Source organism: Marinobacter sp. (assembly GCF_044799475.1).
Classification (GTDB): Bacteria; Pseudomonadota; Gammaproteobacteria; order Pseudomonadales; family Oleiphilaceae; genus Marinobacter.
This window is the reverse complement of record NZ_CP085217.1, coordinates 2,685,339-2,701,013: the sequence shown is the minus strand read 5'-3', so window position 1 is coordinate 2,701,013 and position 15,675 is coordinate 2,685,339. Positions and strand designations below refer to the sequence as shown.

Here is a 15,675-nt window from a genome sequence, read left to right as displayed (position 1 = left end):
TTTCAGCAAAATGGAAGATAACGCGCTCATCGCGCCCGCAGCCGCCCGTTAAAGCCGGGCTGCTAAATCCTGCTCGATGCGGTCTGAGCGAAGATAGGTCCACGAATAGTCGATGATATTGACAACTGCGTAAGCGCCCAGTAACCAGATGCCAGCTTCCAGCACGCCCAGAATATCCCAGGCCCGGGCCAGCAAATCGAAAGCGGCGACAATGGCCAGCAGGATGGTAAATCCGTTAAACGAGGTGCTGGCTGTTCTCATCTTCGATACCCAGGCCCGTGAATGGGTCGGCTTAGCGGGATTTGCGGGTTTGGCGCTGCTGGTTTCGGGGGACGGCTCCGCCCCATGCCGGGCCAGGTGTTCTTGCAGATTGCGGCGCATCATTTCTCGTTCCTGCGCAGGGTATTGGTTCAGCTCGTCAGAGAGAATGTTGGCAACCAGCTGGGAAAGCATAATGCGAAACCGGTTCCATACATACAACACCCAAACCACCAGCCAAGGCCAGATGGAACCTGTCTGTAGATACAGGCCCAGAGCCAGACAAGGGAAGGTAAAGGTTTCAACCATGAAGTGATTCCACCGATCGAGCAGTGCACCATGCACACTGGAACGGCCGTGGTGACGGGCCAGCTGGCCATCGACATAATCGAAAATATGGTGAACCAACAGCAACAGGGCACCAAAAAATACGCCCCAGGGTGGGAAAATCAGAAAAGCTGCACCAATTACCCCCGTCGCCAGCATGGTAAAAGACGCATGGTTTTCATTCAGGCCAAGCCTTAAAAACAACCGGGTAATGTGCAACGACATGGGCAACCCGAACCAGCGGGTAAAGAAGTCTCCCCTTGCCGCGCAAGATGCCCATTCCGCCTCATGAATTTTGCCGAATTCCCTATCGAGATTCACCTGACTGGACCTCTCACCCATTTCCCCTGTAGTCGACTGAAAATAGCGTGCAAAACCCTTACGTGCAAGTAATGAACTTACAAGCGCCGGAACCACAACACAGGGGGTCGTCCAGAAAGCCGTTGTCGACAAAGAGGACCTGAACACCCCGTGGAGTATGGATATCCTGATCAAGTCCTCTATTGCAGTACTGGTCATTGCCTGCTCGCCCGCACTCGCCCTCTGGTTCGACGAACCTGACCTGACTGCTGCCCTTGCACTGCCTATACGCGCCCTGAAGACACCCGGCATGATGCGTCTTGCCAGGGAGATCAACTACCGCCCGCTGTTCCGGCTAACCCTTTGGCAAAAGGGACTCTCATTCACCACTGTCCTCACCATCGCCTTCATTGAACCCAGCTACTGGGCCATCATCATCGGCAACCTGGTTTCTGCTGCCATACTCGCCATCGGATCCTACCGGGTTGACCATCACCGGCCCCAGTGGACACTCAGCCGTTTCCGGCAGCAATGGGGGTTTTCACGATGGTTACTGTTGCGGGGCATCGTCGGTTTTACCCGTTCCCAGATCGACAACCTGATGGTGTCGAAATTTTTCGGCACCACCCAACTCGGTGGTTACAACCTGGTTCGGGAAGTCAGCCTGCTGCCAGCCCTTTCTGCGATCATCCCAATGAGTGAGCCACTACTGGCAGCCATCGCGGAAGGTAAAAACTCGGCGGACGTGCTGGCCCATCGCGTGGGACTCAGCCTGAGTCTGATGATCTCAGTGCTTACCCCGTTAACCGTCTTCATGTGCCTGTACCCGGAGCTGATCATTCAGGTATTGCTCGGCAGCCAATGGAGCGACTATGCATCGCTGCTTCGCCCATTCTCACTGTTCTTTCTGACATTTTGCCTGTTTGCCCTGATCAGTGACTCAATCATTGCCCAGGGCCGGGTCAAAATGCTTTTCTGGTTCGATGTTGTATCTACCCTGGCTATCGTGGCCATCCTCTTCCAGTGGGGCACCGCAAGTCTCGACGATATGGCCTGGGTGCGGGGCTGGCTGGCCGTGGTTACAACCCTGGCCCTTCTGCTTTTCCTGAACAACCAAACTCGATTTGGCATATTTCGCCTGGCCTATCTCTGCCTCCCCGCAGCCATCGCCTCAACCGCTGCAGCCTGGCTGGTGTACCAGTTACCATCAGTATCATCGCCGGTTCTGGAACTATTGGTTCGCGGCTTCATTTTTGTTGTGCTAGCGGCAGGCCTGGCTGCTGGCTTTGCCCGACTATTGCTGTAACACTGCGAAGAGTGGCATCAGATAAAGAGTATTACGGTGTCTGCCTTCAGGAGGACCTTCTGAAAGTCACAAAGTCCCGGTAGAATGTGACATCATGTAACCAGAAGCCCGCGCACGTTTGGTGAGTACAAAAGGAATTGGCAGTAACTGACATGATAGAACCGATCATTATCAAGCTCAGGGAACGCACCACCGCAAACAGGTCTGGTGAGCCATTACGATTCGGGGTTCCGTTATCGCAGGGCGACGTCGAGTGTTCCAGCAGCTTGCAACTGGTCAGCGACGACGACACATCACTCCCGGTCCAGTCCCATTCCCTTGCTCATTGGCCTGACGGATCGGTGAAGTGGCTTTGCATTGAAACTCTGCTCCCAGCCAGCAATAAACCTCCAGAAAACCTGACACTTTCGCTGAACCCGGGCCGTGATCCGGGCGGCCCCGAACTCTCAAGAACGGAAAGCCAACTCCAGATCCGCTATGATTCCAGCCAACTGATCGTCAATCACGAAAGCCTGAACTGGCAATGGGAAGGCACGGCAGAGCAACCATTTATCTCCAGGCTGAGACTTTGCGACACAGAGGACAAACACTGTTCTGCCCGGCTTGACGATGGCTGGCAGATAGAAAGAACCGGCCCGGTAGTAACCGTTGTATCCGCCTCTGGCTGGTGGAATAGCCATCTTAAAAAACTCGCCCGTTTTCGCTGCGAGCTAAGTTTTTATGCCAACGGCCTGGTTTCGGTTGACGCGATGATTCACAATCCCCGCAGGGCACGACACCGTGGAGGGCTCTGGGATCTGGGCGACCCTGGCTCTGTGCATTTTGGAGGCATGGCTGTTGAAACGGAAATAATCAACAGCCACCATTACCGCTTCAACCTTGCACCAGCTCAGCCAGCCAGGGAATTTTATGCCGACAAACGCCTGTCGCTGCATCAGGAATCCAGTGGTGGTGAAAACTGGAACTCCCGCAATCATATCAACGCCGAGGGGCGGATTTTGCCTCGTTATCGCGGCTATCAACTTCAGTGCGGAGCGAGCGAGCCGGAAAAAGGTCTTCGGGCCAGCCCGGTGTTAGAGACCAGAACACCGGATTCCGTAATCAGCATCAGCATGCCGCATTTTTGGCAAAATTTTCCCAGTGCCCTGGAAGCAGACAATGGCAACCTCCGGGCGTGGCTCTTCCCCACCGACAGGCCAGAAGCCTACGAGCTACAGGGGGGTGAGCGTAAAACCCAGAGAGTCGTTCTGGGTTATGGTGCTTCGCTGGAACACTTGGCATGGAGCCACTCGCCAATAGTGCCAGTGTTGCCTGCAGAGCACTACGAGACCACAAAAGCTTTCCCATGGTTCCGTGCCAATCAACAAGAAACACTTCTGGATAAACTGATACTTGAAGGTCTTGATGGCCCCTCAAATTTCTTCGCCAAGCGGGAGTTGATTGACGAATACGGCTGGCGTAATTTCGGAGACGTTTTCGCCGATCACGAGACCTTGTATCAGGACGGAGAGCAGCCCCTGCATATCTCCCATTACAACAACCAGTACGATGCCATTTATGGATTCGCCAGGCAGTTTGCCCTCACCGGTGACCCTCGCTGGTTTGAGCTGATGGATGACCTGGCACGACACGTATCGGACATCGATATCTACCACACGAATGAAGATCGGGTGGAGTACAATAAGGGGCTGTTTTGGCATACGGACCATTATCTCGACGCCCAAACCTGCACCCATCGAACTTTTACCCGCCACAACAATACTAGCTCGACACCAGGGCAACTTGGCGGCGGGCCTGCGGCCGAACACTGTTACTCCACAGGTCATCTCTACCACTATTGGATCACAGGCAGCACAGAATCACGGGACACGGTTCTCGACCTTGCCCGCTGGATAACAGACCTGCACGAGGGCGAAAAAGGATTTCTTTCAGAAGTACTCGCCCTCAAGAAACAGGAATTACCAAAACTCAAGGCCATGCTTCGGGGCGCTGCTGTTACCTCGCATCGATACCCGTTTACACGTGGTACCGGCAACTACATCAACACCTTGCTCGACGCTTACCTTCTGCAACCTGATCAAGGATGGCTCGCACAAGCCGAGGGGGTTATCAAAGACACCATCCATCCCGCTGACAATATCGGGCAGCGAAAACTTCTGGACACTGAAACAGGCTGGTCCTACCTGATCTTGTTGGCGAGCATTGCCCGATATCTTTCAATCAAGGAGGAAGTGGGCGAAAGAGACCATCAGTGGCACTATGCGCGGGCTGCATTCATACACTACGTTGACTGGATGGTTGAGCACGAACGCCCCTTCCTTGAGGAGCCAGGCGACCTGGAGTTCGCTAACGACACCTGGGTCGCTCAGGATATTCGCAAAGCCAGTCTGATGTTTCAGGCTGCCCGGGAGAATCCACAAAGCGCTGCAGGCTATTCCAAAAAAGGCGAGGAATGGCTGGATTACGTAGTTTCCACCCTCAGCTCCAGTCCCGAGCATGGTCTTGCAAGGCTACAGATCATACTGATGCAAAACTACGGGCCGCAACATCAGAGTCGTCTCATCAGTGAGGGAAGCCCAGAGTGCCAGAACCGCTTCATCCTGGCCGAAATTGCACCAACTCTTGGCTGGGCAACACTCGCCCGCCAAATTGTAAGCAGACTGATTAGCGGGTTACTCCACTTCAGGCCCCGCAGGGAAAAAGCCTGGCTACAAGCGAGGCTGGACCGTTGATGCCCTTACGCGCCACCCTGAAACGAGCTATCAAATGCATTTTCCTGTTATTGGCCCTGCCATTTTTCGGGCTGTTTCTGCTCATCACCGCGGTCACAGGCTCTGATGCCAGTTTCGCCTCATTCTCCCAATGGTTTAGCCTGATCCCCGGAAAGGCCGGCGTCTATTTTCGAGCAGCTTTTTACCGCCTCGCCTGCCCCAGCACTTCAGACGAAATCTCTATTGGCTTCCTCACAATCCTGTCCCACCGCAATACGACAATTGCCCGAGGCGTCTACATTGGACCACAGTGCAATATTGGTATGTGCCAGATCGGAGAAAATACGCTTATAGGTAGCGGCGTTCACATACTGAGCGGTAATCGCCAGCACGATTTCAGCGACGTTGGCCGGCCGATCCAGGAACAGGGCGGCGAGTATCAAAAGGTCTCCATTGGGAAGGATTGCTGGGTCGGCAATGCTTCTATTCTAATGGGGGACCTTGCTGATCACTCGATTCTTGCTTCTGGAGGCGTACTCACCAAAAGGTCCTTGACCACCGGTGAAATTCTCGCAGGAAATCCTGCACAACCTAAACGCAACCGTTTTCAATTGGACGATAACGTTGAGGGTCAGATCCATGAAAAGCCATCTGCCTGAAAAAATATACCTCGCGTCGCCAGTATGGCTTCAAAACGTTTTAGTGAGCACCTATGGCGCATTTGAGCATAGACGTCGCTACAGTGGGCCACACAAAAAGTACGTTGAATATCTGCGAAAGAATGTCTTCTTGAATAAAACCGAGATAGCAGATCTCCAATCAAAGCTTCTGGAAAGAACTCTCAAACACGCCGCTCAGACCGTTCCAGCATACCAGGCCCTCAATCTGGGGCCGACGCCCAAACTTACAGATTTTCCGCTGTTAGAACGCGAATCAATCGCTATGAACGCAGAAGCCTTCTTATCCAGCAAATACAAAAAAGAAAAATTGATCACCCTCTTCACTGGAGGAAGCTCAGCAAGCCCACTTAAAATCTATATTTCAGAGGAAGCACGGCAAAAGAGTTACTCATTCTGGCAACTTTTTTACGACCGCATGGACTTTCACGTTGGAGACAGAAAAGCAACACTAGTCGGGAGGAAGATTCAAGAGCCCGACAGTAACAACCCGCCATTCTGGCGCTACAACCTCAAGGACCGACAGCTTCTGTTTTCTTCATATCACCTTAGCGAAAAGAACGTGGCTGCTTACCTCAAAAAATTAAACAGCTTCCAACCTAAAATCATCGAGGGGTACCCATTGAGCATTTATAGGTTGGCAGACCAGATCATCCAGAATTCCATAAAACTTTCTTTCACGCCAACGGGAGTAAGCACTAGCTCCGAAAACTTTACGCAGAAGCAGCGAGAAATAATTGAAGAAGCCTTTGGATGTAAAGTATTTGATCAGTACGGATCGGCAGAGTCGGTGGTTTTTGCCTCCGAATGCGAGCATGGAAATATGCACATTGAACCAGAATACGGCGTTCTGGAAGTTCTGACGAACGAAGGTAAGATCGAAAGTGAGGGGTCCGGCGAACTTATTGCCACATCCCTTTTAAACGAAGCAATGCCATTGATCAGATATCGAATCGGAGATCTAGGAGAAATTACTGAATCTAACTGCCCCTGCGGTAGAGCCTCAAAGATACTTACAGAGCTCTATGGTAAAGTCGGCGCAGTTATAATCAACGAAGGGAGGCAAGCTCCCACTGCAGCAATCGCAATAGCCTTCGAATATCTTGAGGGAATTAAAAATGCACAGATTATTCAGAACGAACCAGGTAAAGTTACTGTAAGACTGGTCAAGCGTACCAATTTCGATTCAAAATCAGAAGAATTCATGATTTGGGAGCTGAAGAAAATGCTTGGCCAATCTTTAAAAATATCCATAGATTATGTGACGGAAATTCCACCCGAACACAATGGAAAATATTGCATGGTCGTTCAAAATTATTATAAATTTACTGTCCCTGACTAAGAGCTCAACCCGTCGCTCACCACACTCATACCAAATCTCTCTATTTTACAACTATTAGGCTTGATAGAAGTGCCAATAAATTCAATCAATACTGTCAAAAACGAGCCAGAGATAAGTATTATTATTCCTGCATTTAATGAATCCAAATTCATTACGCAGACATTAACATCTGTTGCCAACTCGGAGTTCTCTCGCGAACGCTTTGAAATAATAGTGGTTGACAATGGATCAACAGACTGCACCCTCTCGCTAGCAGAGCGCTTTGCTGACGTCACGGCGATCCTTCCCGATGTCAATGTGGGAGCGGTGAGAAATTACGGGGTTAAACTGTCTTCTGGACAACTATTGATATTCATTGATGCAGACTGCGTAGTCGAGTCCACTTGGTTGCGCCAAGCTCACAAGCTTGCAATTGAGTCAAGAGATACCATCTTTGGAGGAATCTGTAAGGCTCCGAAACAAGCAAACTGGATAGAACGTTTCTGGCTATTAGATAGTGAAAATCGCAAACAGAGGGATCTAACCGGCGCATGCATAGTTGTTAGTAGAAATAACTTTGATTTAGCAGGCGGCTTTAACGAAAACATTACGTCTGGCGAAGATACCAATTTTTCAGAAAAACTGAGAAGCCTTGGAAAATCAGTAGAAATATGTCCCGACTTTTATGTGACCCATCTAGGAAATGCCGATACACTCAAAAGGTTTATATCTCGACAAGCTTGGCATGGAGAAAACTATTTCTATAACATAAAGTCGAGCTTAAGAGATCCTACATTTATTCTATGCGTTTTTGCTTTTATTATCGCAGTCCTTACTATAACCTTGCCAGTTATATTAAAGCTTAATACTTTCTATTTATTACTTATACTATTAATAATACCGGCGATATTCTCCGCAAAGAGAATTCTTTATTCAAGGTATTTCACCTTGAACCCGGTGTCATTGCTAAAAATTTACATACTTGATGGCTCTTATGTCATTGGAAGATGTCTTGGAATATTAAAATCATCTCTCCCGAGGGCCAACAAACATTAATTTCTATTTGGAAAATAATGGCATTAAGTAACCCACGCCTTTTAGCAGGGCCGGGGATTTCCTAGGAAAACCATCTGAGTGTGGCCCCATAGGACCACACTTTATTCAGGATTATGTCAGCACTGGAAATCTATATCAATCTACTGAAATTTCAGTCGGTGGGCTCGGCGCCTCTTTAGAAGGAGATGGTGATAACAGATGGGAAGGAATGTCGTTCCTCACCACAACATCATCGATCGCATACCAATCTTCAAAGCGCTGTTCATTCGGGTAAGGCTGAAGGTAATCATTTCCACCAATGGCAAAGTAATTCCAGCCACGCATTTTGGTTTCTTCTGTCCCCTTAATCCACGGAATAGCTTCAAGGGAGAGAACCCTTTGACCATTGACGAAGATCATTAGCTGCCCGTCGGCCATGTTGGGGGCCGAGTTTAGCTTCACGTAAAATCCCATCTTGGTCCAATGCTGACCGGCGCCAAAAAGCTGGTCATGGCCAATTACAACGGACGAACTTATATCCTTGAGGTAGCCGCCCATTATTTGATCCAAAACGAGAGGATCTGTATCGTCCATGCCCTCGCCCAAAGTGTGGCTGCCAAAATTCTTTGACACAAAACGAGGGAATTCGGGAGCCGATTTATTCATAAAGTAATTTCCCTCCTCGGGGTTACCGCGATAGGCCGTGACATTCCGGATACCGTAGTTGTCTCGCTTGTAATCCCATAAAAAGATAGGCCCAAGCTCTCCACCTGCCCCGTTAAAAACATCTCCTTGACCTGTCCATGACCCAACGCGGAATAACTTGGAGGAGAAACCCGAGGCATTCTGTCGCCCATACCAGTTGCTAGAAAACGCAATCCAAAACTCAACGTAAAGCTGATCATACTGTTGAGGCAGTAGCTTCAACAACTGGCTGTCAGAGGCCCAGTTTTTCCATCCCATCGAATAAGACTCGCGCCAGTTGACCATGGACTTGCCAGCCCCCCCCCTGGCTTTGTCACTGTTGGAGCCAAGGATTTCGAGAGAAGCATGATTGTCCGGATAGCCTTTTTCAGGCGACCACTGGGTACCCTGGTGCAGAGCGTCCCAATTGTCTGGAAGAACATGAGCATCTTTGTACTGACTTTGGGTCGTAGTGTGCATCGTGCTGGTGAAATCTGGCTGATTATCAAAATCCTCCTCAAAAATGACCTCACTGCTGACAGATGGACTGCCAAGCGTAATGGCAGCCGCCGCTAGCCAGGGCATAAATTTCAAATAATTCATAAAAGTTTCCTCGCTTATAACTCTGAACGAACTGCCCTGCATGGTACTGTTCACGCCAAAGTTTAGATGTAAACGGCTTACCGCTTCAAACTGGAGCTTGTGTCATTTTGTCTCTACTGAAATACCTCGTTACAAAACACGTTATTAATTGCGACAACGCTGGAATTTGCGCATTCCTCAAACCCTCAGTGCCCGTTTGTATCAGTCGTTTTCCCGGATAAGCTCGTATTTACGAGCGCGTAGGAAGGCTGTTTTTAACAGCCTTGGCCCAGTAAAAAAGACCAGGCGCTCCGCCAACCCCCGACCGGGCCGCCCACGACTTCTCAGCCAGGAACACACCCACACCATTCTCTGCCGCAGTATAGTAGAAGTTATTTTTCGAATACCTGAAAGCGTGTTCCAGGGACTTACCTTTTGCGGGATCCAAAAGGAGCTTTCCTGCCTCAAGCCTTAAAGATTGGAGACAGAGTAAGGCGCTTCTTGCAATTTCCAACCATTCTGACCGCCCCGTCCTGCTGGAATCGTGAGCCCTGTAAAAGTGTGTTAGCTGGTTCGTGTAGGCCGCGGCTCCCTGCAAAGACAGTTTTGTAAAAAAATAACGGTCCTCACTGGCCGCGAGAAACGTCGGGAAAAGCTCTGCAGCATAGGCTGCATCCCGGCGTACCACAGCACCGCTACAGGAGACAAAACTGCCATAAACAAGATGGTCAAAAAGGCTCTCCGTCACTTTGAAGATAGCTGGCATTACCTCCTCATAAGGAACTGTTTGCAGTCGCGTTTTTTCCAAAAATGGCTCATCGATAACTTCGCCGTTCTGTAAAGGCTTCCGATTACCGAAAAACAGCACCAGGTTCTCAATTGCATTGTACGCTTCAAGAGCTTGCTCCAGAAACTGTGGGGCGTATAGATCGTCTGCGTCGAGCATTGCGATCAGCGGTGTTTCAGTCAGCGAAAACCCAAGGTTTCGGGCGTTGGAGACGCCGGGGCAATCGGTGCGGACAAGCCTGACCGGAACAACACTGTTCAGCGCATAAGCTTCAATACAATCGCGGGTTTTGTCGGTGGAGGCGTTTTCAACCACGATAACGGACCACGGCCGAGCGGTTTGCGACTCAACACTTTGGAGTGCCTCGAGAATATAGCGTTCACAGTTATGGGCAGGAATAACAACCGTGATGTCGCTACCAGAATACGGCTCACTCATCCCTACCCACCCATTCTTTTAAAAGCAGTGGAAAAATATAAAAAAATGGCAATCCATGTCTCACGTCCAGTGGCTCCCGGTACAGTCAAACCTGATTCTCTGGTAAGCTCTTTTACCACGAACATGCGGCCCTGTCGCTACCCACGGAAGGTCAACAATGAAAGTGCTTACCATCTTCGGCACCCGGCCGGAGGCCATTAAAATGGCGCCGCTGGCGCTCCGACTGGCGCAGGATTCGCGCTTCGAGTCCCGGGTCTGCGTAACAGCCCAGCACAGGGAAATGCTCGACCAGGTTCTTAACCTGTTCAACCTCGTGCCCGACTACGACCTGGACATCATGAAACCCGGTCAGACCCTCTCCGAGCTTACCTGTCGAATTCTCACCGGCGTCGAATCCGTGATTACGGAATTCCGTCCAGATATCATTCTGGTTCATGGTGACACTTCCACAACCCTTTCTGCCAGCCTCGCTGCCTATTACCAGCAGGTCCCCGTTGGCCACGTCGAGGCAGGATTGCGCACCGGCAATATGTATTCCCCCTGGCCGGAAGAAGGCAACCGCAAGCTCACGGGCGCACTGAGCGCCCTGCACTTCTCTCCTACTGAATCCGCCCGGCAGAACCTTCTCGCTGAAGGGGTATCTGACCACACCATTAGCGTGACGGGCAACACGGTGGTTGATGCACTGCTGACCGTGTCGCACCGGATTGACCATGATGACGACCTCCGCCGGGAACAGGCGGAACGGTTCAGCTTCCTCGACGAGGACAAGCGCCTCATACTCGTCACAGGGCACCGCAGAGAAAGTTTCGGTGGAGGGTTTGAGAGAATCTGTGAATCGCTCGCCCGGATTTCGCTTGCCCACCCAGACTGTGAAATTCTCTATCCCGTTCACCTTAACCCGCAGGTGCAGGAGCCAGTCCGTCGCCTCTTGGGGGACAAAAGCAATATTCACCTGATCGAGCCGCAGGATTACCTGCCGTTTGTCTATCTGATGAAACGGTCGACCCTTATACTGACTGACTCTGGCGGCATTCAGGAGGAAGCACCCTCGCTGGGCAAACCTGTGCTGGTCATGCGCGATACCACCGAGCGGCCGGAAGCTGTAGACGCAGGCACTGTGCGCCTGGTGGGCACCGACATAAACGCGATCACCAGTGCGGTCAGTGAGTTGCTTACCAGCAGCTCAGCCTATGAGACGATGAGTCTGGCGCACAACCCGTACGGCGACGGCAAAGGATGTGACCGGATCATTGAGGCCCTTCTCGCCTCACCGCAGAATACCTCAGCATGAAAACCAGCGAATAAAAGGACGATTCCAATATGAGTTATCAGGCCATTGTTGTCATGGGCCTCGGCTATGTGGGCCTGCCCACGGCCGCCGTCTTTGCTTCCCGGCGAGTTCAGGTGCTTGGTGTTGATGTGAACCAGAAAGCGGTTGATATCATCAACCAGGGCAATATTCACATCGTCGAACCGTCCCTGGATATCGTGGTGCGGGCGGCAGTCACCGAGGGTTATCTGAGAGCGGCCACGCGCCCTGAACCCGCCGATGCGTTCCTGATCGCCGTACCAACACCCTTCAAGGACGGCAAAGTACCCGACATGGCCTATGTGGAATCGGCCACTCGCGCCATTGCCCCTTCACTGAAAGCCGGCAATCTGGTTGTGCTTGAGTCCACGTCGCCCGTTGGCACCACCGAATTCGTTTCTCAATGGCTCGCGGAAGAACGACCAGATCTTACCTTTCCCCATACCTCCGGAGAGGATTCAGACATACGCATTGCCCATTGTCCGGAGCGTGTGCTTCCCGGTCAGGTGATCCGGGAACTGGTGGAGAATGACCGGGTAATCGGCGGAATGACGCCGCGCTGCTCTGAAGCCGCCCGCAAACTGTATAAACAGGTAGTACAGGGCGACTGCATAACGACCACCGCCCGCACGGCGGAAATGGCCAAGCTCACGGAAAACAGCTTCCGTGACGTGAATATCGCGTTTGCGAATGAGCTGTCGCTGATTTGTGATCATCTTGATATTAATGTGTGGGAGATGATCGAACTGGCAAACCGGCACCCAAGGGTTAATATCCTCACCCCCGGCCCTGGCGTGGGCGGCCACTGTATTGCAGTTGACCCCTGGTTTATCGTCGACAGCGCACCCGAACAGGCAAGGCTCATCAAGCTGGCCCGGGAAGTCAACGACTTCAAACCCGACTGGGTATTGAACAAGGTCCGTCAGGCGGTTGACAAACTCCACGCCGAAGTCCCGTCTAAAACCAGAAGGGACATCCGTGTTGCCTGCTTCGGCGTTGCTTTCAAACCCAATATTGATGACCTCCGAGAAAGCCCTGCCCTGAAGATCACCCGTAATATCGCAGAGCTGGGCTGTCAGGTTCTGGTGGTCGAACCTAATGCAAAGGAACTTCCAGAAAGCCTCATTGCTGACAACATCCGCCAGGTGTCCACTGAGGAAGCCCTTCAAAATGCCGATGTGGTCTGCGTGCTCGTGCGCCACAGTCCATTTAACGAGCATCGCGAGCGGTTTGCCAGTGCCAGACATCTCATCGATACCGTAGGGCTCACGGGCTGATTTTCCGGCATAAATATCCTGAATCAAGGAGGGACATGACCACATGGCCGAAAATCGCGCCGATCTGCAAGGGAGAAAGGTACTGTTCATTGCCTATTTCTACCCGCCCACAGAAAGCACCGGCGTTCCCGGAAGCATGCGCACAGTTAAATTCATACGCAACCTCGAAAACGGCGAATGCCATGTACTGACAGCCCCGGCAGGGGTGACATCGGACCAAGATGCTCTGGCGCACATTTCATTGCCCGTGAACGGTGAAAAAATTCACAGGGTCGCCAGTTGGGACATTTTCCAGCTGTTGCTCTTTATTCGCGGTGGCTTGCGGCGCTTGGTGGGCACAGGCAAACAGGCGGACAATCCCCAGAGTACCGAGACGCCTTCAAGATCGACCTTTAAAAGCAGTGCTGGCTCAACGTCCGGCAGCCGAAGCCAGAAATTCAAGGATTTTGTCTATAACCTCTGCTACTTCCCTGATCAGGCAGGTCCCTGGATTATCCCCGCTGTCCTGAAGGGACGAAAGCTTGTGCGCCAGAACAACCTCGATGTGATATTTGCCACGGGCTCTCCCTGGTCCGGACTGATTGCCGGGTACCTCATCAGCAAGACCACCGGCAAGCCTCTGATTGTCGACTTCCGGGACCCATGGGTGAACAACCCCTTTCACCAGTCGAAAGGCCAACTGCTGGACCGCTGGGGCGCAACCCTTGAGGAAAAGGTCGTAAACCATGCGGCTGCGGTTTCGCTGAATACCGAACCGCTCATGGAGGAGTTCCTTCAGCGGTATCCGGACCTGGATCGCGACAAGTTCTTTGTGATGCCTAATGGTATCGACCACCGGGATTTCGAACACATCAGACAGGAAGCTCCACAAGAACGTGATGAAAACACGCTTTCTCTGTGCCACGCAGGTTTTCTCTACGGCGTGAGAGACCCGGCACCCCTGCTGGACGCCCTGCGTAAGGTCAATAAAACCCTTGAAGGCACTGACCAACGGATCGTTTTTACCCAGATCGGCGACGTTTCACTCAGTTATGACATCCGGCAAACCTACTCGGACCTGATCGACAAGGGAGTCTTTATCCTTGAGGCGGCCAAGCCTTACCAGGCCTGCCTGCAATTGCTTGCTGCCGCCGACATTGTGGTCAACATCCAGTCGGGCACGAAAACCCAGATTCCGTCAAAACTGTATGATTACCTCGCAATCAACCGCCCCATTCTGCACCTCACGCCGAAAACGGGGGCCCTCGGGCGATTGGTGGAGAAGTATCAGCTGGGCACCTGTATCGAATTCGAATCCACAGACGAACTCGAGGATTACCTGTCGGCAAAAGTCACCGAGCTGGGGCGCGGCCAACCGATCAGCGAAGACTACCCAAACCGGAACCTTTTTCTCATTGAAGAAATCAGCCAGACACTGGCCAATACTGTCACCCGGCTGGCAAAAGGATAACCTGCGATGAAACCGAACTTTATCGTGATCGGCGCAGCGCGCTCCGGAACCACAAGCCTGTTCCAGTACCTGGACCCCCATCCAGAGGTGTTCATGTCTCAAGTAAAAGAGCTCAACTTCTTCTCAAATGAAAAATACTGGAACAAGGGTTTCAAGTGGTACGAGTCTCAGTTTGCCGGTGCCGACCAACGCACACAGGCCATTGGCGAAGCTTCCACAAGCTACACAAAAGCCCCGTTTACCCAAGATGTGGTAAAACGCATTCACGACTACAAACCTGACATGAAGCTGATTTACGTGGTCCGTGATCCCATTGACCGCTACATCTCGCACTACATGAAGCGGGTGCAAACCGGCATCGAGACCAGAACGTTTGATCAAACCCTCGAAAACCTTGAGAACGAAGCCTGCGCCTGGCAGGGCCGCTACCATTACCAGATTCAAAATTACCTGGAACGGTTCCCCCGGGATCAGTTGCTTGTAATTTCCATGGCTTCAATGAAAACAAGTCCGAAACTTGTCATGGAGGACGTCTATAATTTTCTGGGACTACAGACGCTGGGCACGATATCCGGGCTTGATGCTGTGCACAACGCTACCCACCGTGTGATACGAAAGAACAAAGCCGGCTCAATGATTCTCAGACTCGGCGGTCTCCAACTCCAAGTGCAACACTCATGTCGAGAACGATATCATGCAGGTCCGTTCCTTCGACCAGCTTGCCTGGGCCGGCAAAGAAGACGCGCTGAACGTGATGAGAGGGCTGCTGCGGCGGCATCATAGGGCTGGCCATCAACCGCATGTCGTCGAAACTCCCGGCTCAAAGTGCTGGGAGAGCGCTTCAGCTCACGAGCGACGGCCCGGAGACTGGCTCCCTGACGTATCATCAACATGACCGTGACACGCTCTGTAGTGCTGAGGTGGTGATAGTGATTTTCCATGGCAACACGATACTCGGTCAGAGGGTGTTGCACTTGGTTATTGAGCGCGCGCTCTATCGGCACCACATTGAACAACGCCGAATCCCTTTTCGCTTTAAGGGATTGGTAACAGCACTTGGCGACATTGGCGGAGAAGTCATTGAAAAACCACGGCTGACTCCGGACCAGTATCAAAAGCTGATACAGTTCTTTGAAGACGATTCCGAAAGGTTTTCGTCAGATTTTAAAATTGATACAAATTCCTGGTTAAAGAGTCTCTGAGCGCTTCA

The 15,675-nt window shown here is 51.6% G+C and carries 14 protein-coding genes and 1 pseudogene; 11 read left to right on the top strand and 4 right to left on the bottom strand.

Translation table 11 applies throughout. The features are described 5' to 3' along the window. Window positions 1-48 precede the first annotated feature (48 nt). Window positions 49-906: a CDP-alcohol phosphatidyltransferase family protein gene (locus LG327_RS12510; RefSeq protein ID WP_404362256.1), complete on the bottom strand. Its 858-nt coding sequence runs from the start codon at window positions 904-906 to the stop codon at window positions 49-51. A 157-nt stretch (window positions 907-1,063) separates the two neighbouring features. Here LG327_RS12510 and LG327_RS12505 point away from each other — a divergent pair, with 157 nt between their 5' ends. The 6 genes and pseudogenes from LG327_RS12505 (at window position 1,064) to LG327_RS12480 (ending at window position 7,956) form a co-directional block, all read left to right on the top strand. Beyond that, window positions 1,064-2,191: an oligosaccharide flippase family protein gene (locus LG327_RS12505; protein ID WP_404362254.1), complete on the top strand. Its 1,128-nt coding sequence runs from the start codon at window positions 1,064-1,066 to the stop codon at window positions 2,189-2,191. A 152-nt stretch (window positions 2,192-2,343) separates the two neighbouring features. Then, a pseudogene (locus LG327_RS12500) lies at window positions 2,344-2,487 on the top strand (hypothetical protein); the annotation flags it as partial. A gap of 534 nt (window positions 2,488-3,021) precedes the next feature. Then, window positions 3,022-4,923: a hypothetical protein gene (locus LG327_RS12495; protein WP_404369576.1), complete on the top strand. Its 1,902-nt coding sequence runs from the start codon at window positions 3,022-3,024 to the stop codon at window positions 4,921-4,923. After that, entirely contained in the window at window positions 4,923-5,561 is a 639-nt protein-coding gene (locus LG327_RS12490) for an acyltransferase (protein ID WP_404362252.1), read from the top strand. Before LG327_RS12495 ends, LG327_RS12490 begins: the two co-directional genes overlap by 1 nt. Further along, complete coding sequence (locus LG327_RS12485) at window positions 5,542-6,921, top strand: hypothetical protein (protein WP_404362251.1); 1,380 nt, start codon at window positions 5,542-5,544, stop codon at window positions 6,919-6,921. The genes LG327_RS12490 and LG327_RS12485 overlap by 20 nt, the downstream gene beginning before the upstream one ends. A gap of 69 nt (window positions 6,922-6,990) precedes the next feature. Then, window positions 6,991-7,956, top strand: a complete 966-nt coding sequence (locus tag LG327_RS12480; RefSeq protein WP_404362249.1) for a glycosyltransferase — start codon at window positions 6,991-6,993, stop codon at window positions 7,954-7,956. 135 nt (window positions 7,957-8,091) lie between these two features. On the opposite strand, the gene LG327_RS12475 is transcribed toward LG327_RS12480, so the two are convergent. Both LG327_RS12475 and LG327_RS12470 read right to left on the bottom strand, forming a co-directional pair. Next, on the bottom strand, window positions 8,092-9,222 hold the full coding sequence (locus LG327_RS12475) for a hypothetical protein (RefSeq protein WP_404362247.1): 1,131 nt from the start codon (window positions 9,220-9,222) through the stop codon (window positions 8,092-8,094). Between the two features lie 229 nt (window positions 9,223-9,451). Continuing rightward, a complete protein-coding gene (locus LG327_RS12470; protein WP_404362245.1) occupies window positions 9,452-10,426 on the bottom strand; it encodes a glycosyltransferase family 2 protein in 975 nt (324 codons plus the stop codon). Between the two features lie 157 nt (window positions 10,427-10,583). Between LG327_RS12470 and wecB the strand changes: the two genes are divergently transcribed. The 4 genes from wecB to LG327_RS12450 are packed head-to-tail and all read left to right on the top strand — an operon-like array spanning window position 10,584 to window position 15,248. Continuing rightward, complete coding sequence (gene wecB, locus LG327_RS12465; RefSeq protein WP_404362243.1) at window positions 10,584-11,720, top strand: non-hydrolyzing UDP-N-acetylglucosamine 2-epimerase; 1,137 nt, start codon at window positions 10,584-10,586, stop codon at window positions 11,718-11,720. A gap of 29 nt (window positions 11,721-11,749) precedes the next feature. Further along, window positions 11,750-13,015 (top strand): UDP-N-acetyl-D-mannosamine dehydrogenase, encoded by a 1,266-nt coding sequence (gene wecC, locus LG327_RS12460; RefSeq protein ID WP_404362241.1) that lies wholly within the window; start codon window positions 11,750-11,752, stop codon window positions 13,013-13,015. Between the two features lie 43 nt (window positions 13,016-13,058). After that, entirely contained in the window at window positions 13,059-14,465 is a 1,407-nt protein-coding gene (locus LG327_RS12455) for a glycosyltransferase (RefSeq protein WP_404362239.1), read from the top strand. A gap of 6 nt (window positions 14,466-14,471) precedes the next feature. Next, window positions 14,472-15,248, top strand: a complete 777-nt coding sequence (locus tag LG327_RS12450) for a sulfotransferase family protein (RefSeq protein WP_404362237.1) — start codon at window positions 14,472-14,474, stop codon at window positions 15,246-15,248. On the opposite strand, the gene LG327_RS12445 is transcribed toward LG327_RS12450, so the two are convergent. Then, complete coding sequence (locus LG327_RS12445; protein WP_404369404.1) at window positions 15,158-15,352, bottom strand: helix-turn-helix domain-containing protein; 195 nt, start codon at window positions 15,350-15,352, stop codon at window positions 15,158-15,160. The genes LG327_RS12450 and LG327_RS12445 overlap by 91 nt on opposite strands. Here LG327_RS12445 and LG327_RS12440 point away from each other — a divergent pair. Next, window positions 15,266-15,667: a hypothetical protein gene (locus LG327_RS12440; protein ID WP_404369573.1), complete on the top strand. Its 402-nt coding sequence runs from the start codon at window positions 15,266-15,268 to the stop codon at window positions 15,665-15,667. The genes LG327_RS12445 and LG327_RS12440 overlap by 87 nt on opposite strands. Window positions 15,668-15,675: the final 8 nt, after the last annotated feature.